16 protein-coding genes are annotated in these 21,585 nt (G+C 56.2%); 12 read left to right on the top strand and 4 right to left on the bottom strand.

Annotated elements, in window-relative coordinates; all coding sequences use genetic code 11:
* The first annotated feature begins 56 nt into the window (after positions 1-56).
* The 5 genes from aroB to ACJJI5_RS00245 all read left to right on the top strand — a co-directional run bounded on the left by aroB (position 57) and on the right by ACJJI5_RS00245 (position 10,137).
* Positions 57-1,142: a 3-dehydroquinate synthase gene (aroB, locus tag ACJJI5_RS00265; RefSeq protein ID WP_445355234.1), complete on the top strand. Its 1,086-nt coding sequence runs from the start codon at positions 57-59 to the stop codon at positions 1,140-1,142.
* A gap of 344 nt (positions 1,143-1,486) precedes the next feature.
* On the top strand, positions 1,487-5,935 hold the full coding sequence (gltB, locus tag ACJJI5_RS00260; RefSeq protein ID WP_445355233.1) for a glutamate synthase large subunit: 4,449 nt from the start codon (positions 1,487-1,489) through the stop codon (positions 5,933-5,935).
* A 20-nt stretch (positions 5,936-5,955) separates the two neighbouring features.
* Positions 5,956-7,374, top strand: a complete 1,419-nt coding sequence (locus ACJJI5_RS00255) for a glutamate synthase small subunit GltD family protein (protein WP_445355232.1) — start codon at positions 5,956-5,958, stop codon at positions 7,372-7,374.
* A gap of 160 nt (positions 7,375-7,534) precedes the next feature.
* Entirely contained in the window at positions 7,535-8,614 is a 1,080-nt protein-coding gene (hemE, locus tag ACJJI5_RS00250; protein ID WP_108731435.1) for a uroporphyrinogen decarboxylase, read from the top strand.
* Between the two features lie 170 nt (positions 8,615-8,784).
* Positions 8,785-10,137 carry a cyclic di-GMP phosphodiesterase gene (locus ACJJI5_RS00245; protein ID WP_444934682.1) on the top strand — a complete coding sequence of 451 codons (1,353 nt, stop codon included), beginning with the start codon at positions 8,785-8,787 and terminating at the stop codon, positions 10,135-10,137.
* Positions 10,138-10,188: 51 nt separating this feature from the next.
* Here the strand turns inward: ACJJI5_RS00245 and asd are convergent, their stop codons facing one another.
* Genes asd through rsgA form a run of 3 tightly spaced genes read right to left on the bottom strand, consistent with a single transcriptional unit; the run spans position 10,189 to position 12,909 of the window.
* Positions 10,189-11,052: an archaetidylserine decarboxylase gene (gene asd / locus ACJJI5_RS00240; RefSeq protein ID WP_444934683.1), complete on the bottom strand. Its 864-nt coding sequence runs from the start codon at positions 11,050-11,052 to the stop codon at positions 10,189-10,191.
* Between the two features lie 25 nt (positions 11,053-11,077).
* The gene (locus ACJJI5_RS00235; RefSeq protein ID WP_445355231.1) at positions 11,078-11,872 is read right to left on the bottom strand and encodes a sulfurtransferase; all 795 of its coding nucleotides are present in this window, start codon (positions 11,870-11,872) and stop codon (positions 11,078-11,080) included.
* A complete protein-coding gene (gene rsgA, locus ACJJI5_RS00230) occupies positions 11,869-12,909 on the bottom strand; it encodes a small ribosomal subunit biogenesis GTPase RsgA (RefSeq protein WP_445355230.1) in 1,041 nt (346 codons plus the stop codon). The genes ACJJI5_RS00235 and rsgA overlap by 4 nt, the downstream gene beginning before the upstream one ends.
* Before the next feature lie 86 nt (positions 12,910-12,995).
* Here rsgA and orn point away from each other — a divergent pair, with 86 nt between their 5' ends.
* The gene (orn, locus tag ACJJI5_RS00225) at positions 12,996-13,535 is read left to right on the top strand and encodes an oligoribonuclease (RefSeq protein ID WP_413664091.1); all 540 of its coding nucleotides are present in this window, start codon (positions 12,996-12,998) and stop codon (positions 13,533-13,535) included.
* 13 nt (positions 13,536-13,548) lie between these two features.
* Here orn and queG read toward each other — a convergent pair whose 3' ends face one another.
* Positions 13,549-14,658 (bottom strand): tRNA epoxyqueuosine(34) reductase QueG, encoded by a 1,110-nt coding sequence (gene queG, locus ACJJI5_RS00220; RefSeq protein ID WP_445355229.1) that lies wholly within the window; start codon positions 14,656-14,658, stop codon positions 13,549-13,551.
* A gap of 134 nt (positions 14,659-14,792) precedes the next feature.
* On the opposite strand from queG, the gene ACJJI5_RS00215 reads away from it, so the two are divergent.
* From ACJJI5_RS00215 to hfq, 6 genes are all read left to right on the top strand, one after another.
* Complete coding sequence (locus ACJJI5_RS00215) at positions 14,793-16,274, top strand: NAD(P)H-hydrate dehydratase (protein WP_445355228.1); 1,482 nt, start codon at positions 14,793-14,795, stop codon at positions 16,272-16,274.
* Positions 16,274-16,768 (top strand): tRNA (adenosine(37)-N6)-threonylcarbamoyltransferase complex ATPase subunit type 1 TsaE, encoded by a 495-nt coding sequence (gene tsaE / locus ACJJI5_RS00210; RefSeq protein ID WP_108731443.1) that lies wholly within the window; start codon positions 16,274-16,276, stop codon positions 16,766-16,768. Before ACJJI5_RS00215 ends, tsaE begins: the two co-directional genes overlap by 1 nt.
* Positions 16,769-16,823: 55 nt before the next feature.
* On the top strand, positions 16,824-18,134 hold the full coding sequence (locus tag ACJJI5_RS00205) for an N-acetylmuramoyl-L-alanine amidase (RefSeq protein WP_444906617.1): 1,311 nt from the start codon (positions 16,824-16,826) through the stop codon (positions 18,132-18,134).
* 45 nt (positions 18,135-18,179) lie between these two features.
* Positions 18,180-20,066, top strand: a complete 1,887-nt coding sequence (gene mutL, locus ACJJI5_RS00200) for a DNA mismatch repair endonuclease MutL (RefSeq protein ID WP_444934689.1) — start codon at positions 18,180-18,182, stop codon at positions 20,064-20,066.
* 70 nt (positions 20,067-20,136) lie between these two features.
* On the top strand, positions 20,137-21,060 hold the full coding sequence (gene miaA, locus ACJJI5_RS00195) for a tRNA (adenosine(37)-N6)-dimethylallyltransferase MiaA (RefSeq protein WP_444935152.1): 924 nt from the start codon (positions 20,137-20,139) through the stop codon (positions 21,058-21,060).
* Positions 21,061-21,251: 191 nt separating this feature from the next.
* Entirely contained in the window at positions 21,252-21,536 is a 285-nt protein-coding gene (hfq, locus tag ACJJI5_RS00190; RefSeq protein ID WP_020413623.1) for an RNA chaperone Hfq, read from the top strand.
* Positions 21,537-21,585: the final 49 nt, after the last annotated feature.

Here is a 21,585-nt window from a genome sequence, read left to right as displayed (position 1 = left end):
TGTGCTAAAGTGCGTCTCACTTCTGTTGAGATAAGCACTAGGGGATTGAGAGCAGTATGCAAAGCCTTAACGTAGAACTCGGCGAGCGTAGTTATCCGATAATTATTGGTTCAGGTTTGCTCGGTGACCCGCAATATATCCTCCCTTACATTAAAGGCCGGCAAGTTTGCATTGTTACCAATGAAACTATTGCTCCTCTTTATTTGGCGACATTATTGGAAGGGCTAAAAGGGCTCGATAAAGTGGATGTTGTCGAGCTTCCCGATGGGGAAGCTTTTAAATCACTCGACACCGTGAATCGAATTTTTGATGTGCTGCTGGAAAAGCGTCACAACCGTACTACGACACTAATCGCGTTGGGCGGTGGTGTTGTTGGGGATATGTGCGGTTTTGCTGCAGCCTGTTATCAGCGCGGGGTTAACTTTATCCAGGTACCGACTACCCTGCTGTCTTTGGTTGACTCCTCTGTTGGGGGAAAGACCGGCGTTAACCATCCCCTTGGTAAAAATATGATTGGCGCCTTCCACCAGCCCCGCCTTGTCCTTGCGGATACCGGTACCCTTGCCACATTGCCTGCACGTGAATTTTCCGCAGGCCTCGCCGAGGTCATTAAATACGGATTGATCTGTGACAGCCCATTCTTCGAATGGATCGAGGAGAATTTACAAAAGTTATTAACGAGGGAGCCCGCAGCACTGGCTTACGCTATTGAGCGCTGCTGCGCCGACAAGGCGAATGTTGTTGCCAGTGATGAGCGCGAGAGTGGTCGTAGGGCGATACTGAATCTTGGTCATACCTTCGGCCACGCCATTGAGGCAGTGCAGGGGTATGGCAGTTGGTTACATGGTGAGGCCGTTGCCGCCGGAATGGTTATGGCGCTGGAGTTATCCAGGTTGCGCGGAGATATCGATGCAGAGCTGGTGGAACGGTTGCGAGCGATGCTAGAGGCGGCTGATTTGCCGCAGCAGGCACCGCAGGGTATGACAACCGATGAATTCCTCCAAGTAATGCAGGTGGATAAGAAGGTGCTGGACGGAAAATTGCGTTTGGTGCTGCTAAAGGCACTGGGAGAAGCAATTATTGTCGATGATAGCCCCAGAAAAATGATTATAAATGCACTGAAAAACTGTGGTGCCGAGTGATAATCCTGCTCTTATTGTCTAAATAATAGGACTGAGTACCAGAAAGGTTAGCTGCTAGAAGATAAGTTTGGTTTTGTTTGATTTGACAGACTAATACACTGCTAAAAGTTGAAAATGTAGTGTTGGACAAGTAATATTGCGCCCCCCCGAAAGGAAAGGCGGGGCAAAAAACCGCCAATAACAACAAAAAAAGCCCCAGCAGAGGGCTTTTTTTATCTCGGGATCTTTTTCCAAGGGACCGCAGGAGAGCGTAGCGCGAAGCTTAAAGTGACATTCGCCCATAACAGGCACTTCTTTTTTTTTAAGCGCCAGTGGTCCCCCAATCGATAGCGACGAGGAATTCTATGGGTAGCAGTCTGTATCAGTTGGATGAGTTTAAGGACAACTGCGGTTTTGGTCTGATCGCTCATTTGCACGGTGTGGCAAGTCACAAGTTAGTGCAGACGGCCATTGAATCCCTCACTTGCATGACCCACCGGGGTGGTATTGCCGCCGATGGTAAAACCGGTGATGGTTGCGGTCTTTTGCTGCAAAAGCCGGATGCTTTCCTCCGCGCAGAAGCCAAGACCCTGTTTGGTGCTGAGCTGACAGCAACCTACGCCGTGGGATCAATCATGCTCCCACTAGATCAAGCCGAAGCCGATAAAGCCCGCAAAATTATCGAAACTGAGTTGCAAGCTCAGGGCCTAAAGACCGTCGGCTGGCGCACCGTACCGACTAACCCGGAATGCCTGGGCCCTATTGCCCGGGATTGCCTGCCACACTTTGAGCAGTTGCTGATCAACAATGCAGACGAGCCCCTCGGCGAGGCGAAATTCAATGCCCGTCTCTATGTGGCCCGTCGCAAAGCCGAGTTGCGCTTAAGTAGCGAAGTCTATATCGCCAGCCTTTCAACCAGTGTCCTCTCCTACAAGGGTCTGATGATTCCGGCTGATCTGCCCAAGTTTTTCCCAGAACTGGCCGACCCGCGCCTGGAAACCGCGATCTGTGTTTTCCACCAGCGTTTCTCTACCAACACTATGCCCCGCTGGCCCCTGGCTCAGCCATTTCGCTTGCTGGCGCACAATGGTGAGATCAACACTATTACCGGCAACCGCAACTGGTCTGTTGCCCGCACCAGTAAATTTGCCACTGACCTGATTCCAGAGCTGAATGAGCTGGTGCCCCTGGTTAACCGCGAGGGTTCCGACTCCTCCAGCCTGGACAACATGCTGGAGATGCTGTTGGCGGGCGGAATGGAGCTGCACCGGGCCGTGCGCATGCTAGTGCCGCCGGCCTGGCAAAATGTTGAAGGAATGGATGCGGACCTTCGCGCTTTTTACGAATATATCTCCATGCATATGGAGCCCTGGGATGGGCCGGCTGGATTGGTGATGACGGATGGCCGCTATGCCGTGTGTACCCTGGACCGCAACGGCTTGCGCCCCTCGCGCTGGGTGATTACCAAGGATGACCTGATCACCGTGGCCTCCGAAGTGGGCGTGTATGATTACGCCCCTGAAGATGTTGTGGCTAAGGGCCGCCTTGGACCGGGGCAGATGCTGTCGGTGGACACCCAAGAGGGCAAGCTCTACCACACCGCTGACATCGATAATATGCTCAAGCGGGCACAGCCCTATAAGCGTTGGCTCAAGGATAAAGCACGCCGTATCCGCTCTACTCTGGTTACTGCACCGGTGGACAACAACTTCTCCCACCAGCAATTCAAGGTTTACCAAAAGCTGTTCAGCTCCTCCCTGGAAGAGCGCGATAAAGTCGTCCGGCCCATGGCTGAGGCGGGCCAGGAAGCGGTCGGTTCAATGGGCGATGACACGCCGATGGCGGTTTTGTCCCGTTACAACCGCTCGCTCTACGACTACTTCCGCCAGCAGTTTGCCCAGGTAACCAACCCGCCAATTGACCCCCTGCGGGAAACCGTGGTGATGTCTCTGGAGACCTGCCTGGGTCGAGAGAAATCCGTATTTGAGGAAACCCCCGAGCACGCGGATCGGGTGATCCTGTCTTCGCCAGTTCTTTCCCATATGAAGTACACGGCACTCTTATCCCTTGATCGCCCGGGCTTCGAAGCCGAGATCTTCGACCTGAACTACGACCCCGCTGAACAGGACCTCAAGTCGGCGATTGAACAGCTCTGCGCCAAAGTTGAGGCCTCAGTGCGGGCGGGGGCTGTGATTGTAGTACTGTCCGATCGCGATATTCGCGAGGGGCACTTGCCAATCGATGCGCTCCTGGCGACGGGCGCGGTGCACCACCACCTGGTACATGCGGGCTTGCGCTGTGACTCCAATGTTGTGGTGGATACCGCCAGCGCCCGCGATGCACATCAGTTGGCCTGTTTGGTTGGTGTCGGTGCCACCGCAGTACACCCGTATTTCTCCTACAGCATTATCAATCACCTGATCGATACCGGTGAATTGCTGCTGGATGCCGCTGAGGCGCAGAAAAATTACCGCAACGGCATTATCAAGGGCCTGTTAAAGATCCTGTCCAAGATGGGCATTTCCACCGTTGCCTCTTATCGCGGCGCACTGCTGTTCGAGCTGGTGGGTATTTCCAAGGATGTGGTGGACCTGTGTTTCCCCGGAGCGCCCACTCGCATTGAAGGTGCCGGCTTCCCCGAGCTGCAAGCCGATATGGCGGCCCGCTCTGAAATTGCCTGGAAAGCCCGCAAACCTGTTTCCCCCGGCGGCCTGCACAAGTTTGTCTACGGCCAGGAGTATCACGCATTTAACCCGGATGTGGTGACTACCCTGCGGCGCGCTGCCAGCACCGGTGACTATGCCGCGTGGCGGGACTACGCGGAGCTGGTTAACCAGCGCCCGGTGGCGACATTGCGGGATATGCTGGACTTCAAGGAGAACATCGAACCGGTAGCTCTGGAAGATGTGGAGCCGGCAGAGCAGATTTTGCGTCGCTTTGATACGGCGGCCATGTCACTGGGGGCCCTGTCCCCCGAAGCCCATGAGTCTTTGGCCCAAGCGATGAATCGCCTGGGTGGGCGTTCAAACAGTGGCGAGGGCGGTGAAGATCCAGCTCGTTTTGGCACTGATAAAGTTTCCAAGATTAAGCAAATTGCCTCCGGTCGTTTTGGCGTAACACCGCACTACCTGGTAAATGCCGAGGTATTGCAAATTAAGGTAGCCCAGGGCGCCAAGCCCGGTGAAGGCGGTCAGCTGCCCGGTGGCAAGGTCAACGAACTGATCGCGCGGCTGCGCTATTCGGTGCCCGGTGTGACCCTGATTTCCCCGCCGCCCCATCACGATATCTATTCTATCGAGGATTTGGCGCAGCTGATCTACGACCTTAAACAGGTAAATCCCGATGCCTTGGTATCGGTAAAACTGGTATCGCGGCCTGGGGTTGGCACTATTGCAGCGGGTGTTGCCAAAGCCTATGCGGATTTGATCACCATCTCCGGCTACGACGGCGGCACAGCGGCGAGCCCAATAACCTCGATTCGCTATGCCGGGTCGCCCTGGGAGCTGGGATTGGCGGAAACCCACCAGACCTTGCGTGCCAATGATCTGCGCGGCAAGGTTCGGGTACAAACCGATGGGGGGCTGAAAACCGGCCTCGATGTGATTAAGGCGGCAATTCTCGGTGCAGAGAGCTTCGGCTTTGGAACGGCACCCATGGTGGCGATCGGCTGTAAGTATCTGCGTATCTGTCATCTGAATAACTGTGCCACCGGTATCGCCACCCAGAAGAAGGACCTGCGTGACGAGCACTATATTGGCACCGCAGAAATGGCGATGAACTTCTTCCGTTTTGTCGCCGAGGAGACCCGCGAGTGGATGGCCAAGCTCGGGGTGCGCAGCCTGGAAGAGTTGGTGGGGCGTGTGGACTTGCTGCGCGTACTGGATGGCGAAACTGACAAGCAGAAAAAGCTGGATCTCGCGCCTCTATTACATACGGATGAGCTGTTGGACAGCAAGCCGCAAACCTGTCAGTCCGCGACGAATGATCCGTGGGATAAGGGCGAACTGGCGGAGCGGATGGTGGCGGATATCCTGCCTACCATCGAAGGCTTTAAAGGTGGCGAGTTCAGCTACGACGTGACCAACTGTGACCGATCCCTGGGCGCGCGCCTGTCTGGTGAGATCGCCAAGCGCTACGGTAACCAGGGCATGGTTGAAGCTCCGGTGAAACTGCGCCTCAAAGGGGTCGCCGGTCAGTCATTCGGCGTGTGGAATGCCGGTGGTCTGGAAATGTACCTGGATGGCGATGCCAACGACTATGTGGGTAAAGGTATGGCTGGCGGCAAGCTGGTCATACGACCACCGCAAGGTAGCTCATTCGCCTCCCAGGAAACCAGTATTGTCGGCAATACCTGTCTCTACGGCGCCACGGGTGGCAAGTTATTTGCGGCGGGTTGTGCCGGTGAGCGCTTCGCCGTGCGCAACTCCGGTGCCTTTGCGGTAGTCGAAGGGGCTGGAGATCACTGCTGTGAATATATGACCGGGGGTATGGTCGCGGTTCTCGGGCGCACCGGATTTAACTTCGGCGCCGGTATGACCGGTGGCTTCGCCTATGTCCTGGATATGGAGCGGGATTTCTTTGATCGCTGCAACCATGAGTTGATCGAGCTGCGCCGAATCAGCAGCGAAATTCTCGAGCCACACCAGAGTCACCTGCGCGAAGTTATCGAGGAGTATGCGGCGGAGACCCAGAGCGCCTGGGGCGCCGAGTTGTTGGATAACTTCGATGATTACTTGAGCCGTTTCTGGCTGGTTAAACCAAAGGCGGCGAGCCTTGCAGATCTTCTTTCCGACGTGCGCAAGCGCGGCGAATAAAGGCGGGGTGGAGAAACAGTATGAAAGACAGACTGAACAACGACTTCCAGTTTATCGACGTAAGTCGCATCGATCCGCCGAAGAAGGACATCATCACCCGCACCGGCGAGTTTGTTGAAATTTATGAGCCTTTCAGTGAGCGGCAGGTGGCCAGCCAGGCGCACCGCTGCCTGGATTGTGGCAACCCCTATTGCGAATGGAAGTGCCCGGTACACAACTACATCCCCAACTGGTTGAAGTTGATCAGCGAGGGCAATGTTATTGAGGCAGCCGAACTCTGCCACGAAACCAATACTCTGCCGGAAGTCTGTGGCCGGGTGTGTCCCCAGGACCGCCTCTGTGAGGGCGCATGTACCCTCAATGATGGCTTTGGTGCGGTCACCATCGGCAATGCGGAAAAGTACATTACTGATACAGCCTTCGCTCTGGGTTGGCGCCCGGACTTAAGCCATGTTGAGAAAACGGGTAAGCGAGTAGCGGTGATTGGTGCCGGCCCGGCTGGGCTGGGCTGCGCTGATATTTTGGTACGCAATGGCGTGCAGCCGGTGGTGTTCGACAAGCACCCGGAAATTGGTGGCCTGATTACCTTTGGTATTCCCGAGTTCAAGCTGGAGAAGTCGGTAATGCAGCAGCGCCGGGAAGTGTTTACTGAGATGGGCGTTGAGTTCTGTCTCAATACTGAGGTGGGTAAGGACATTAGTTTTGAGCAGCTGCTCAATGACTACGATGCTGTCTTTATGGGGATGGGCACTTACAACTATATGAGAGGCGGCTTCCCCGGTGAGGATCTGCCCGGTGTTCACGATGCTTTGCCATTCCTGATTGCCAACGTAAATCGCAATATGGGCTGGGAGCGCGATGCTTCCGAATTTGTTTCGGTTGAGGGCAAGCGCGTGGTGGTTCTCGGTGGTGGTGATACCGCCATGGACTGTAATCGCAGCTCGATTCGATTGGGCGCTAAGAGCGTAACCTGTGCCTACCGCCGCGATGAGGAAAATATGCCCGGCTCACGTCGGGAAGTGGCCAATGCCAAGGAAGAGGGCGTACAGTTCCTGTTCAATCGCCAGCCGGTTGAGATCGTTGGAGATGGCAAGGTGGCCGGGGTTAAAGTGGTCACTACGGAGCTCGGTGAGCCCGATGAAAACGGCCGCCGTCGCCCTCAGGTGGTGCCCGGTTCTGAAGAAATTATCCCGGCGGATATTGTTCTGTTGGCCTTTGGCTTCCGTCCCAGCCCGGCAGAGTGGTTTCCGCAGCACAATATTGAAGTTGCCGACTGGGGTGGTGTCGTCGCTCCAGAAAAACAAAAATACAAATTCCAGACCTCCAATGAGAAGGTATTTGCCGGCGGTGATATGGTGCGCGGCTCCGACCTGGTAGTGACCGCTATCTGGGAAGGGCGCCAGGCCGGTGAAGGTATCCTCGATTACCTGGATATTTAATCGTTTCTGATTTGCAGTGGGGGCACGGTCCCTCACTGCCCAATTATTCCGTGCACATTTGTGCCAGTCCCAATAGGCACCTCGCAATATCTTTGCCACCCTGTGTATAGCGGCCAAGCCCCTGTACAATGCCCGTTTTTTTAGCCCGCTCGGTGTGCCTATGTCTGATACCAAACCGTCCGAATTGAAAAACGACCGCTTTCTTCGCGCCCTTCTGCGCCAGCCAGTGGATCGAACGCCTGTGTGGATGATGCGACAGGCGGGGCGCTACCTGCCGGAATATCGAGCCAGCCGCGCCGAAGCCGGCAGCTTTATGGATCTGTGCCGCAATACTGAGCTGGCCTGTGAGGTAACGCTGCAACCCCTGGAGCGCTACCCGCTGGACGCCGCCATTCTGTTTTCCGACATTCTGACTATTCCCGATGCCATGGGCTTGGGTCTCTATTTCTCTGAAGGAGAGGGCCCCAAGTTCCACAAGCCCCTGCGCACGGCGGCCGATATCGAAGCCCTGGAAGTGGTGAACAGCGAAAAGGATTTGGACTATGTGATGAATGCCGTGTCCACCATCCGCCGCGAGTTGAATGGTCGCGTGCCGCTTATCGGCTTCTCCGGCAGCCCCTGGACGCTGGCGACTTATATGGTTGAAGGTGGCTCCAGCAAGGATTTTGCCCGCTGTAAGGAAATGCTCTACAACCGCCCTGAGCTGATGCACCAGTTACTCACGGTGCTGGCCGACTCTGTTACCGATTACCTGAACGCCCAGATTCGCGCTGGAGCCCAGGCCGTACAGATCTTTGATACCTGGGGCGGGGCACTCAGCCACAGTGCTTACCGTGAATTCTCCCTGAAATATATGCAGAGAATTCTCCAGGGGCTAATTAAAGAAGTCGACGGTCGTCGAGTGCCGGCCATCCTGTTCACTAAGGGAGGCGGTCAGTGGTTGGAAGCAATGGCTGATACTGGCGCTGACGCCCTGGGCTTGGATTGGACGACAGACATTGGCAGCGCCCGCGCCCGAGTGGGAGACAAGGTGGCCCTGCAAGGCAACTTGGACCCGGCTGTTCTCTATGCGAGTCCCGAACGAATTCGCACAGAAGTGGCGGCTGTTTTGAAGTCTTTTGGTCAGGGTAGTGGCCACGTTTTCAATTTAGGTCACGGAATTACCCCGAAGGTAGATCCCAAACATGCCGGAGCCATGATTGAAGCTGTAGTAGAGCTGTCAGCCCAATATCACGCCTAAACTGGCCACTGATCTCTGAGTCTGTGAATACAGTCTCACTTTGGGCGGGTGAACCTTAATATCTCTCCATGATATAAAGGTGAGCTTGCCCAGAGGACCGAGGATCTTACGCCACGGGGTCTTTCAGGGCAGCGTTTTAGCGTTAACTACAGTTGTCGGCATCTTCCCCAGTGGCAATCGAACAAGCAAAAATTTCTGTCGGTGATTTACAGCGCGGCATGTTTGTCTCCAAGCTTGACCGGCCTTGGACGCGAACCCCATTTGCGCTGCAGGGTTTTTATATCCGCGATTTGGAAGAAATCCGCCAACTACAGAAATACTGCCGGTTTGTTTATGTCGATGTCCACAAAACTGTCGGTAGTGCCGGTGTTACCCTGCGCCGATTGCTCGGAGGCAGCGACACTTCCGCAAGAGGTCGTTCTTCTGGCCGCACAGCGGTCACTATCCCTTGTAAGCTTGTCACTGTTTCCCATAAAAAATACCCCCCTCCGCAGCCGGCGCAACGGGAAGCCAGTAATGCGCGCAAGCTTCACGGCCAGATCCTCTATGGTATGAGTGAAGTGATGGGGCTTGTCGCTAACAACAGGCCCATACCGGTACAGCAGGTCAACCAAGTCGTTGAGGATTTAGTAGAAAGTGTGCTGCGCAGTCCCGATGCGTTTGCCTGGCTGGCTCGTGTACGAGATAAGGATGAGCACACTTATAGTCACTCGGTACGTGCCAGTATTTGGGCGGTGCTATTCGGCCGCCATATCGGTCTTTCACGCAGTGATTTACTAAAGCTCGGGGTGGCTACTCTGCTGAAGGATGTAGGCAAGCTGGCTATCGACGGGGAAGTGCTGCAGATGAAGCAGCGCGATCCGCGCAGTGAATTGGAGTATCGAAAGTTTGTGCAGCACAGCGTCAAGATGCTGTCGGCAGACCCACAAATAGATCCGAAGGTTATCGAAGTCATTAGTGCCCACTGCGAGCGCCACGATGGTAGTGGTTACCCTGAGGGCTTGCGCGGTGACAGGATTTCAGTGTTGGCGCGCATGTGCGGAATAGTGACTTTCTATGATGAAGCCACTAACCCAAGAGGTTCCAGTGAGCCGGTAGCGCCATCCCGGGCAGTTGCCAAGTTATATGACCTGCGGGGTATTGCCTACCAGGAACAGTTGGTAGTGGAGTTCATTCAGGCTATTGGTCTCTACCCCACTGGTACCCAGGTAGAGCTGTCCACTGGAGAGGTTGGCGTGGTGGTGGAACAGACCTACGACCGGCGCTTGCGACCAAAGGTGATGATCGTTCTCGATGGGCAAAAACAGACGCTCAGTAGGCCTCGCCTGTGTGACTTGGCTGAAGTTGAGGATCGAGAACAGAAGCTTATCGAGCGTGGCAAGATGAGTGTCGAGGAAAAGATCAGTATCCTCAGGGATATAGAACCCGGAGCTTACCCCCAGGTGGATGCGGCGAATATTCGCGACAATTATTTATTCTGCGGTGGCCGACTGGGGCAGCTGCTGACGCGCCTGACAAAATAAGCTCCCTTTTTCAGAGGTGGCAGTTAAAACTGCCGCCTCTCCTTATTAATATCAGTCCTTGCTGGATAGTAAATTACCGAAATGCTCACCCATGCGCACGGGCGACTCAGCTTCAAGCTGGTCGAGCCAGCTCACCTGGTCTGCGCCAAATAGCATAATGACGGTAGAGCCCAGCTTAAAACGTCCCATCTCCTCACCTTTCTCCAGGTGGACAGGTGCCTTTTCCAGATAATCTGTGTTGATGACTTTGCGCTGGATAGGAGCGACTTGTCCGGCCCAAACGGTTTCGATACCGGCGACAATCATCGCACCCACCAGGATCATTGCCATAGGGCCGGCTTCTGTATCGAATACGCAGACCAGACGCTCATTGCGCGCGAACAGGCGCGGAACGTTTTCTGCCGTTACCGTATTTACAGAGAAAAGCTGCCCAGGCACATAGGTCATGCTGCGCAGGGTGCCGGCCATGGGCATATGCACCCGGTGATAATCCTTCGGTGACAGATACACAGTGGCGAAATGTCCGTCATTAAATTGCGCCGCTACCTTGGGATCACCGCCCACCAGTTCAACCAGGCTGTAGTCGTGACCTTTAGCCTGGAAAATACGGCCGTTATGGATCTGGCCCAGCTGGCTGATGGCGCCGTCGGCAGGACTGGCGAGGGTGTGTTGCCCTTCGATAATGGGTCGGGCTCCGTCTTCCAGCTCGCGGGTGAAGAATTCATTGAAGGTGCGGTAGGCAGTGCAGTCGCTCTCTTTAGCCTCCTGCATATCCACGCCGTACTTCTCAACAAACCAGCGGGTGAAAGGATCTTTGATCCACTTGAGCTCGGTATTCGCCAACCAGCCGGCAGCGCGGGAGAGTGCATGTTGCGGCGTTAGGTATTGCAGGGCGGCAAAAAGTTTAGGGTTCATAAATCTACGTCTTTTCTCAATGTATCTACTGCTGTACCGGAGTATTGGGCAAATTGCCCCACTCACTCCAGGAGCCTGGATAAGCGCGAATATCAAATCCCAGGGACTTGCCCACTAACCAGGTAAAAGCGGAGCGGTGATGGCTCTGGCAGTGGGTGACAATCTTGTGTGAGCTATCAATTCCCAGTGCAGCGAGGAATTCGCGGGCATCCGCACGAATACGTAAGTCTTTTTGCGGGTCCATCAATTGGGTCCACTCGCAATTGATTGCTCCCGGGATATGACCGCCCTTCATGGCCAGGACCCGCTCACCGCGATATTCCTGGGGGGAGCGAGCATCCCAAACTAGGAATTCATCATTGCCCAGTTGATCCTGGATTTGCTGGGCGTCCATCGCAGCTGTGCTGTTGACGGTGATTTGAATATCACTCGGCTCAATATCCGGTGCCTCGGTAGTCAGAGGAAGGCCGGCGCCTCGCCAGGCCAACATGCCACCATTCAAGTAGCTGTAATTGCGGTGGCCTATCATTTCCAAGGTCCACAAAAAGCGCCCAGCCCAACCGCCACCTTCGTCGTCACAGGCGACCACATGTTGTTCCGGCTTCAAGCCGATAGCTTGAAAAATCTGGGTCAGCTGTTCGATACCGGGAAGTTTGCCTGGTGCGGGCGCGGTGCCAGCCATCAGCGCCTGGAACGGCAGATGAATAGCACCTGGAATATGGCCGTTGAGGTAATTGTGGGGTGAGCTGAGGTCTACAATCAGCAGTTCTTCGCGCTCAAGCTGAGTCGCGAGTTCTTCCGCTTCGATGATCAGTTTCAAAACTTGTTCTCCGATTCCAGGCTGTTGCGCAAATGCAGAAAACTATTCATGCGGCGCTCGCTAATTTTTCCATCGGTCAGAGCCTCCTGGATAGCGCAACCGGGTTCGCCCTGGTGACGGCAGTCGCGAAAGCGGCAGTGCCCGATAAATGGTCGGAATTCGACAAAACCTTCCAATAGGGCGGACTCCTCCATATGCCAGAGTCCAAACTCGCGAATCCCGGGGGAGTCTATCAGATCACCCCCACTGGGCAGGTGAAACAGTTCCGCCGCAGTGGTGGTGTGAGTCCCCTTTTGGGTTGCCTCTGACAGAGCACCGGTGCGGGCGCCGGCACTGGGAAGCAGTGCATTGACCAGGGATGACTTGCCCACTCCGGACTGCCCTACAAAAACGCTACATCCCTGCGCAAGGGTTTCCAGCAGCTCCGGGAGGCCCTCGCCAGTTTTGGTGGATAACCGTAAAACCGGGTAGCCGAGCTCCGGGTAGGGGGCGAGTAGCTCCTCCAATGAATCGCGATTGCGTTCATCAATCAGGTCGGTTTTGTTGAGCAGCAGCATGGGTGCTATGCCGGTGGTCTCTGCGGCTACCAGGTAGCGGTCGATGGCATTGGCAAAAGGTTCTGGGTAAGGGGCGATAACGATCAATATGCGATCGATATTGGCTGCAACAGTTTTCAGGTCGCCGTAGCGATCGGGTCTTTGCAGCTCGGAATTGCGCGGCAGGCGCGCGCCGATAACACCAATGCCCCCATCGCTGTCTTCGCTGGCAGGGTGCCAAGCAACGCGATCGCCGGTCACCAGGGTTTCGATATTGGCGCGCAAATGGCAGCGCTGGCGCAGGCTCGGATCACTCTCGCTCTCCACTAAAACCTGTGTGCCATAGTTGGCGATAACCAGGCCGATCTGTTCCTGCTCCAGTTGCCCCTCTTCCAGGGCCTCTTCGGCAGATTGCTCACGCTTGCGGGCGCGGGCTTCACGTTCCTGCTGGATTTTGTTGATACGCCACTGTTGGCGGCGATTTAATTTGCGTTTACTCATGCACTAGCACCTGGAGACTAGCGGCGGATTATAGCTATTGCAGGGTAGTTGCGGTAACTTGCGCGGAAAGTTTGAGGAGACCCGTTGTGGATCAGAACAACCTGATCTGGATTGACCTGGAGATGACAGGCCTGAATCCGGACAAAGAGCGCATTATTGAAATTGCCACAATCGTGACGGATTCACGCCTGGAGATTCTCGCCGAGGGTCCCTCAATGGTCATTCACCAGAGCGATGCCTTGCTAGATGCAATGGATGAATGGAATACCGAACAGCACGGTGGTTCCGGGCTGGTAGCTCGGGTCAAAGAATCCAGTATTTCCGAAAGGGACGCGGAGAGGGAGACCCTGGAGTTCTTGCGACAGTGGGTCCCTGAGGGAGCATCTCCCATGTGTGGCAACTCTATCGGCCAGGATCGCCGGTTCCTGGTGAAATATATGCCGGAGTTGGAATCCTATTTCCACTATCGCAACCTGGATGTCAGCTCGGTGAAGGAATTGGCTCGCCGCTGGCGCCCAGAGGTTTTGGACGGGGTTAAAAAACACAGCAGCCATTTGGCGCTCGACGATATCCGCGATTCTATCGAGGAATTACGCCACTACCGCGAGACTTTTTTCCGCCTCTGACGACCACCCCTGATTAGCCAGCGGGCTTGCGTTTGATTTTACGCTTGCGCCTGCGCCCGCTGCGCAACCGCTCCAGCGCCCAATCGATATGCTCCAGAACCAGGGGCGTGGCGTCGGCGCGGGCACTCTCCAGGGTATCGATGACTTCGGGCGTGGCCTCCCCATTGCCTAAGGCAACAGCCAGGTTGCGCAGCCAGCGCTCGTAGCCGATTCGGCGAATCGCCGAACCCTCAGTCTTGCGCAGGAACTCCTCTTCGCTCCAGGTAAACAACTTCAGCAGCTCGCCATTGTCCAGTCCATGTCGTGGATGAAAATCTTTTTCCTTGGTGGGTTTGGCGAATTTATTCCAAGGGCACACTATTTGGCAGTCGTCGCAGCCGTATATCCGGTTGCCGATGGGCTCGCGAAATTCCTCAGGGATTGGGCCTTTGTTTTCAATAGTGAGGTAGGAGATGCAGCGCCGCGCATCCAGGGTGCGGTCATCGATAAAGGCATCGGTGGGGCAAACCCTGAGGCAGGCGACACAGTCGCCACACTGATCATGCTCCTCGCTGATATCTATGGGGAGTGGCAGGTTGGTGTAGATTTCGCCGAGGAAAAAGTAAGAGCCGGCGGTCGAATTCAGTACCAGCGTATTTTTACCAATCCAGCCCAGGCCGGCCTTGGCTGCCAGGGCCTTCTCCATTACCGGGGCGCTGTCGGTAAAAGCCCGACCTTTCGATTCAATGCCCCGCTCGGCGCAATAGGTATCAATTTGCTTTGATAGATTGGCCAGGCGTTTGCGGATCAACTTATGGTAATCGCGGCCATTCGCATAGCGGGATACATAGGCCTTACTCGAATCCTTCAACACTTTAATCGGCTGGGTGTCCGGCGGCAGGTAGTCCAGACGCACGCTGATTACCCGCAGTGTTCCCGGCTCCAATAATTCGGGGCGCCAGCGTTTCTCACCGTGAGCGCCCATCCAGTCCATATCAGCGTGATAGCCCGCATCAATCCAGGCGCGCAGGCGTTTCCCTTCCTCCTCCAGCTGGCAATCGGTAATACCCACTTGTTGGAAGCCCAGTTCTCTGCCCCAAATTTTGATCTGTTGGGCTAAGTCGGCGAGCAGTGATTCGGTCATAGATAAAGCGGCTCGATATTCCCTGCAAGTACAATGCCTGGCCGGGGCGGTATACTTTGCGGTTGGCGCAAACGATGGCGATGTAATTGCCTATTTTGCCACAGATGAATTCTTGACCACATCGCGGGAGCTGCATGGACACGCCTCAACCTCTATACAGTGCCGAGTCGGTACGTGAGCTGGATCGACAGACGATTGCTGCACTGGAAATCCCCTCCATTCAACTGATGAAGCGCGCCGGTCGCGCGGCTTTTTCACATCTACGCAGGCACTGGCCGGAGATCGGCCGCCTCCAGGTTTTCTGCGGTGGTGGGAACAACGGTGGGGATGGCTATGTGATTGCCGCCCTCGCCGCGCAAAAGAAAATCCCGGTCACCGTCTATGCGTGTACCGATCCTCAGCACCTGAGGGGCGATGCCCGGGAGGCCTATGAGTACGCCTGCAGGGAAGGTGTCCAGGTGGTGAACTCTCTCGCAGAACTGGATACGGCGGATGCCAATACACTGATTGTGGATGCATTGCTGGGAACGGGCTTTAGCGGTGAGCTGCGCTCCGGCGTGGCGCATGCGGTTGAGCGAATCCGCAAAAGCCCTGGCCCGGTGTTGGCTGTGGATATCCCCTCCGGTCTGAGTGCCGATACCGGCAGTGCCGGCGAGGCGGTCAGTGCCGATATAACGGTGACTTTTATCGGCCGCAAAATGGGGCTCTACTGCGGTCGCGGCCCGGCGCTCTGCGGAGAGGTAATTTTCGAAGGCTTGGGGGCACCTGAGGCTGCCTACCGAGCAGTTGAGCCTTTGGCTATGCGTTACGAGGCTGATGCCATCCGTCGCCTGCCAGCGCGTGCCGCCGATAGCTTTAAAAACCAGTTTGGCCATATTTTGGTTGTCGGCGGTGATACCGGATTTGGCGGTGCTGCATTGATGGCTGCGCAATCCTCAGCGCGCTGTGGAGCCGGGCTGATTTCCCTGGCGACCCGCCCTGAGCATTTGTCCGCAGCGTTAACTCGCAGTCCAGAAGTGATGGCCCATCCGGTGATTTCCGGGCAGGAGCTGGAACCGCTGCTCGAAGGCCCCAGCGTAATTGCAGTGGGCCCCGGTTTGGGACGCTCCCCCTGGAGTGAGCAGCTGCTGGCGCGAGCCGGCCGAGCTGAGGCGCCCTTGGTCGTAGATGCCGATGCATTGAATATTCTCGCCGAGGGCCGGGTTCTGGCCGGGGTCCGGCGGGATGACTGGGTGTTGACCCCACATGTGGGGGAGGCCGCCCGCCTCCTGGGTTGTGATACCGCCGAGGTGCTCGCCGATCCGCGCGCAGCTGCTATTGCAGTTCAGCAAAAATTCAGTGGCGTGGTGATATTAAAAGGCGCCGGCACCCTGATTGCACATGATGGTGGTGTTGACCTTATCAACAGCGGTAACCCGGGTATGGCTTCCGGTGGTATGGGAGACCTTCTCACCGGTATTGTTGCAGCATTGATTGGCCAGCACTTGCCGCTGGTGGAGGCTGCCCGACTGGCGGTGTGGTTACATGGAGAGGCGGGTAATCGCGCTGCCGAAGAGGGTATGCGGGGATTACTCGCTACGGATTTATTGCCCTGGATTAGACGTTTGGTAGATTGATGGCGAGTGAATTGAAATTACATTTGGCCGATGAAGCAGCCACCGTATCCGGCGGCAGCTCGCTCGGGCAGGCCTGTCTTGCGGCGGGCCTGCAACAGGGGCTGACGCTGTATTTAAATGGCCAGCTGGGCGCGGGAAAGACAACTTTTTGTCGGGGGGTACTGAGGGCCTTTGGGCACGAGGGTGCGGTAAAGAGCCCCACCTACACCTTGGTGGAACCCTACGAACTCGAGGCTCACCGGGTTTACCACTTCGATCTTTATCGTCTGGGTGACCCGGAAGAGTTGGAGTTTATGGGGGTGCGGGATTATTTCTCTGCGCAGAGCTTGAGCCTTGTAGAGTGGCCTGAGCGGGGCGAGGGCATATTGCCCGCTCCAGACTTGGAAGTTGAGTTGGAAGTGCCGGAAAGTGGTCGCCAGCTCAGGTTAATTGCGCACTCGCCCCAGGGGGAGCGCGTAATAGACCTGCTGCAAAAGCTGCTGCGAGCATCCTGAAAACGCCTGAACACAGGGAAATACTGATACCAATAAGCAAAGGGGCTGGGAAGTAATGAGTTTTATGTGGCGGTCTCTGTTCGTTGTCGCGCTGTGGCTGGCAGTTTTCCTGCCAGCTTCTGCGACGCAAGTGGAAGGTGTGCGCGTCTGGCGAGCACCCGACCATACGCGTCTGGTTTTAGATTTGAGCGGCCCGGCAGAGCACAAGTTATTCACCCTCAAGAGTCCCCACCGGGTGGTTGTCGACCTCTCTGATACCGAGTTGAAGGCCGAGCTGGACAAGTTGGACCTGGAGAAGACGCCGATCGCCCGGGTGCGCCACGCCCGTCAGAATAAAAAAGATCTACGGGTTGTATTGGACCTTAAGCAGCAGGCCAATCCGCGCAGCTTTGCTTTGCGGCGCCATGAAAACCTGCCGGATCGATTGGTGATCGATCTTTACGACGAGGTTAAAGGCAGCGAGAAGACGCTGGAGCAGGTCAGTAGTGAACGCAATATCATTGTCGCTATTGATGCAGGGCACGGCGGGGAAGACCCCGGGGCTTCCGGTCCCGGTCGCTTGCGGGAAAAGGATGTGGTGCTGGCGATTGCCAAACAGCTGCACAAAAAGATAAACGGTGAGAAGGGCTTTACCGCCAAACTGGTGCGCACCGGGGATTACTATATTCCTCTGCGGGAACGGGTAAAAATTGGGCGCAATATGCGTGCGGACCTTTTTGTGTCGATCCACGCCGATGCCTTTACCCGTAAAGATGCCCGTGGCGCTGGGGTCTATGCGGTCTCTTCCCGAGGCGCAACCAGTGAAACCGCCCGCTTTTTGGCCGCGCGGGAAAACGAATCCGATCTTATCGGTGGTGCCGGCAGTTTGAGCCTGGGCGATAAGGATGACACCCTTGCCGGCGTATTGCTCGACCTCTCCATGACTGCCACCATGAATGCCAGCCTGGATATCGGCGCCAGTGTGCTGTCACAGATTGGCACCGTCACTCACCTGCATAAAAAACAGGTGGAGCAGGCCAATTTCTCGGTGCTGCGTTCGCCGGATGTGCCTTCAATTTTGGTGGAGACGGGTTTTATTACTAATCCCCAGGAAGCGAAACGCCTGCGCGATCCCAGTTTCCAGCGCAAGCTGGCGCAAAAGCTCAGTGACGGTATAGTGGCGCACTTTAAGAGTCGCCCCCCGGCGGATACCTGGCTCGCCGCCAACCAGAGCGATAAGTCTCGCAACCACGTTATCGCCCGCGGGGAGACCCTTTCGGGTATCGCGGCGCGATATAATATTTCCGTCGCCGCCCTGATGAGAGCGAATGGCATCAAGAACTCCGTGATTCGAGTGGGGCAGACCCTGAGCATTCCTTCCGGCTGAGACCTCAGTGTCGAGCGGTCCTTGCAGCATTAACAGGCCAGATTCATGCACGATAAAATCCAGCAACTCTCTCCCCGCCTTGCCAACCAGATCGCGGCTGGTGAAGTCGTTGAGCGCCCGGCATCAGTAATCAAGGAGTTGCTGGAAAACAGCCTTGATGCGGGCGCTACACGACTTGAGGTCGATGTGGACGGCGGGGGTAGCAAGCGCATGAAAGTGCGCGATAACGGCAAGGGCATAGAGCGGGAAGACCTGCCAATGGCCCTGGCCCGCCATGCGACTTCCAAGATTCACGCTTTGGAGGATCTGGAGGCGGTGGCCACCCTGGGCTTTCGCGGTGAGGCCCTCGCCAGTATTTCCTCGGTGGCGCGTCTGGCATTGACCAGCAGCCGCGATGAAAGCGGCAAGGGGTGGCAGGTAAGTGCGGAGGGCCGCGACATGCAGGCACAGCTCGCGCCCTCGGCTCACCCCCGTGGCACCACGGTGGATGTGCGCGACCTGTTCTTCAATACGCCCGCTCGGCGGAAATTCCTGCGCACAGAAAAAACAGAATTCAATCGCATTGACGAGACGATTAAGCGCTTGGCGCTGTCCCGATTTGATGTCTCTATCAGCCTGCGCCACAACGGCAAGGGTGTGCATAATCTGCGCGCGGGCACCGGGCGGGTGGAAATGGAGCGCCGTGTCGCCCAGGTGTGTGGGCCGGCGTTTATGCAGAATGCGCTGCATATCGACGTGGAGCGCAGCGGCCTGCGCCTGTGGGGGTGGGTTGCGGAGCCCGCATTCTCGCGCTCCCAGGCCGACTTACAATTCTTTTATGTCAATGGCCGGGCTATTCGCGACAAAGTGGTCAGCCACGCGGTGCGCCGGGCGTTCGCCGATGTTTTGTACCACGGTCGACATCCGGCATTTGTACTTTACCTGGAGCTGGACCCGGCTTCCGTCGATGTGAATGTGCACCCGACCAAACACGAAGTGCGTTTTCGCGATAGTCGCCTGGTACACGACTTCCTGTTTGGCAGTTTGCATCGGGCCCTGGCGGATGTGCGCCCGGGGCAGAAAGAGGAAACAGAAAGCGAGCCGGAGCAGGAACGCCAGGAACAGGTCACGGGTTTGCAGGCCGGTGAATTTGCCGGGCAGCATAAAATGCCACTCAGCAATCGCCCCTCGCCCTCAAATTTGCGCGAGCAGATGAATGCTTACGGCGCTCTGCACCAACCGTATGAGGACTCATCTCCGGCGACACAACAGCTGCAGGATGCCCCTAGCAGCCGGCCAGTGTCTGTGCCCCAAGCGTCTTCCGGGGCGACCATAGGGGCCGGTGCGAGCATTGAAAGCGAATCAGAAGTGCCGCCGCTGGGCTTTGCCCTGGCGCAGTTGCACGGAATCTATATTCTCGCGCAAAACGAGCACGGGATGGTTGTTGTCGATATGCACGCTGCCCATGAGCGCATTGTCTATGAGCAGATGAAAGTGGCTTATGCGGCCGGTGGAATCCAGGCTCAGCCCCTTCTGGTTCCTGTAAGCCTGGCCGTCAGCCAGCGGGAAGCGGACTGCTTCGAGGAGCGCAGCGAGGTGTTTACCGCGCTTGGTTTCGTATTGCAGCGGGCCGGCCCGGAGACTTTGCTGGTGCGCCAGGTACCCACAATGCTACACGGCGCGGAAGTGGAACAGCTGGTGCGCGATGTACTCTCGGACCTGCTCGGCGAAGGCGACAGCGCCCGTATTGGTGAGCGTATCAACGAAGTGCTGGGGACAATGGCTTGTCACGGTTCTGTTCGCGCAAATCGACGCCTGACAATCCCGGAAATGAATGCTCTGTTGCGGGACATGGAACGCACGGAGCGCAGTGGCCAGTGTAACCACGGTCGCCCGACCTGGACCCAGGTTAAACTGGCAGATATGGATAAGTGGTTTATGCGCGGCCAATAGGTACGCGGCAGAAGTGGGTGGTAGTTTGAATAACAGCTTGCCGGGTGATAAGCCCCGTGTAATTTTCTTGATGGGTCCAACGGCCTCCGGCAAAACGGATCTGGCCATGGCGCTCGCCGATCGTTTGCCCGTGGAATTAATCAGTGTTGATTCCGCTCTCGTATATCGAGGCCTTGATATCGGCTCGGCCAAGCCCTCAGTAGAAGAGCTAGCAGCATACCCTCACCGTTTGATCGATATCTGTGACCCGTCTGAGTCCTATTCGGCAGGTCGTTTCCGCAAAGATGCGCTGGAAGCTATGGCAGAAATTAGCGCTGCTGGTAAAGTGCCATTACTGGTTGGCGGAACTATGTTGTATTTCCGTGCTCTGTTGGAAGGCATGGCAAAATTGCCTGAGGCGGACGCAGCGGTGAGAGCAGAAATAGAAGCTCGCGCAGAGCGTGAAGGGTGGCCCGCATTGCATGCAGAGCTGGCCCAGGTGGACCCGCAGTTGGCGGCAGAGCTACATCCCAACCATTCGGTGCGTATCGAAAGGGGGCTGGAAGTTTACCGCCTCACCGGTGTTCCGCTTTCGCAGTTGCGTCGCGAGCAGGAAGCTGGGGGAATACAGGAGCAGTACCAGGTGTGCCAGATGGCCATTATGCCCCGCGATCGCTCCCTGCTTCACCAGCGCATCGAACTGCGTTTTCGCAAGATGCTAGCGGCGGGCTTTATTGATGAAGTCAAGGGTCTGCTGGACCGAGGAGACCTGCACGAGGACTTACCGGCAATTCGCGCGGTGGGATATCGACAAGTTTGGCAACACTTGCAAGGCCAAACCGATTACGATGATATGGTGGCCGCTGGAATTGCGGCGACGAGGCAGCTTGCCAAGCGCCAGTTAACCTGGCTGCGGCGCTGGCCAGACCTGCTAACTTTGTACACTCAGGATGAGCAAGGTGGGGTGCGTGAGAATGACGAAATATTGGCTGAAGCCTTGAAATTTCTCGCTTAAGCATCCATAACGTGGTTGGGCTATTAAACGACAAGCCCGTTCAGTCAGTTTTCACAGAGTCCGGCCTTTTCCGGCTCGCTACTACACTACTTATACGCGTATTCAACCTCAGTCGTTTTTTGATCCGCGCTCTTCGCGGGTGCGATTGCGGCCTGCATACCGCATTCAGCTTTTTGACAAGGAGAAAAAAGATGTCAAAAGGGCACAGCTTACAAGACCCTTACCTCAACGTATTGCGCAAAGAGCGTATTCCGGTTTCTATCTATCTGGTAAACGGCATCAAGCTCCAAGGGCAAATTGAATCCTTCGACCAGTTCGTGGTGTTACTCAAAAATACTGTGAGCCAAATGGTGTATAAGCACGCCATTTCTACGGTTGTTCCGTCGCGTGCAGTGCGCGTACCGCTATTGAATCCCGCAGCCCAGCACGGCGGCGAGGGTAATGGTGAAGGCGGTGAGCGCGAATCCTTTAGCTAAAAGATCCGTATCAATTTCACCTGCACCCCGTTTTGCCGGGGCGCCAGCA

It is taken from the genome of Microbulbifer maximicatervae (SeqCode) (genome assembly GCF_052467955.1).
This window is presented reverse-complemented; position numbering and strand designations above follow the sequence as displayed.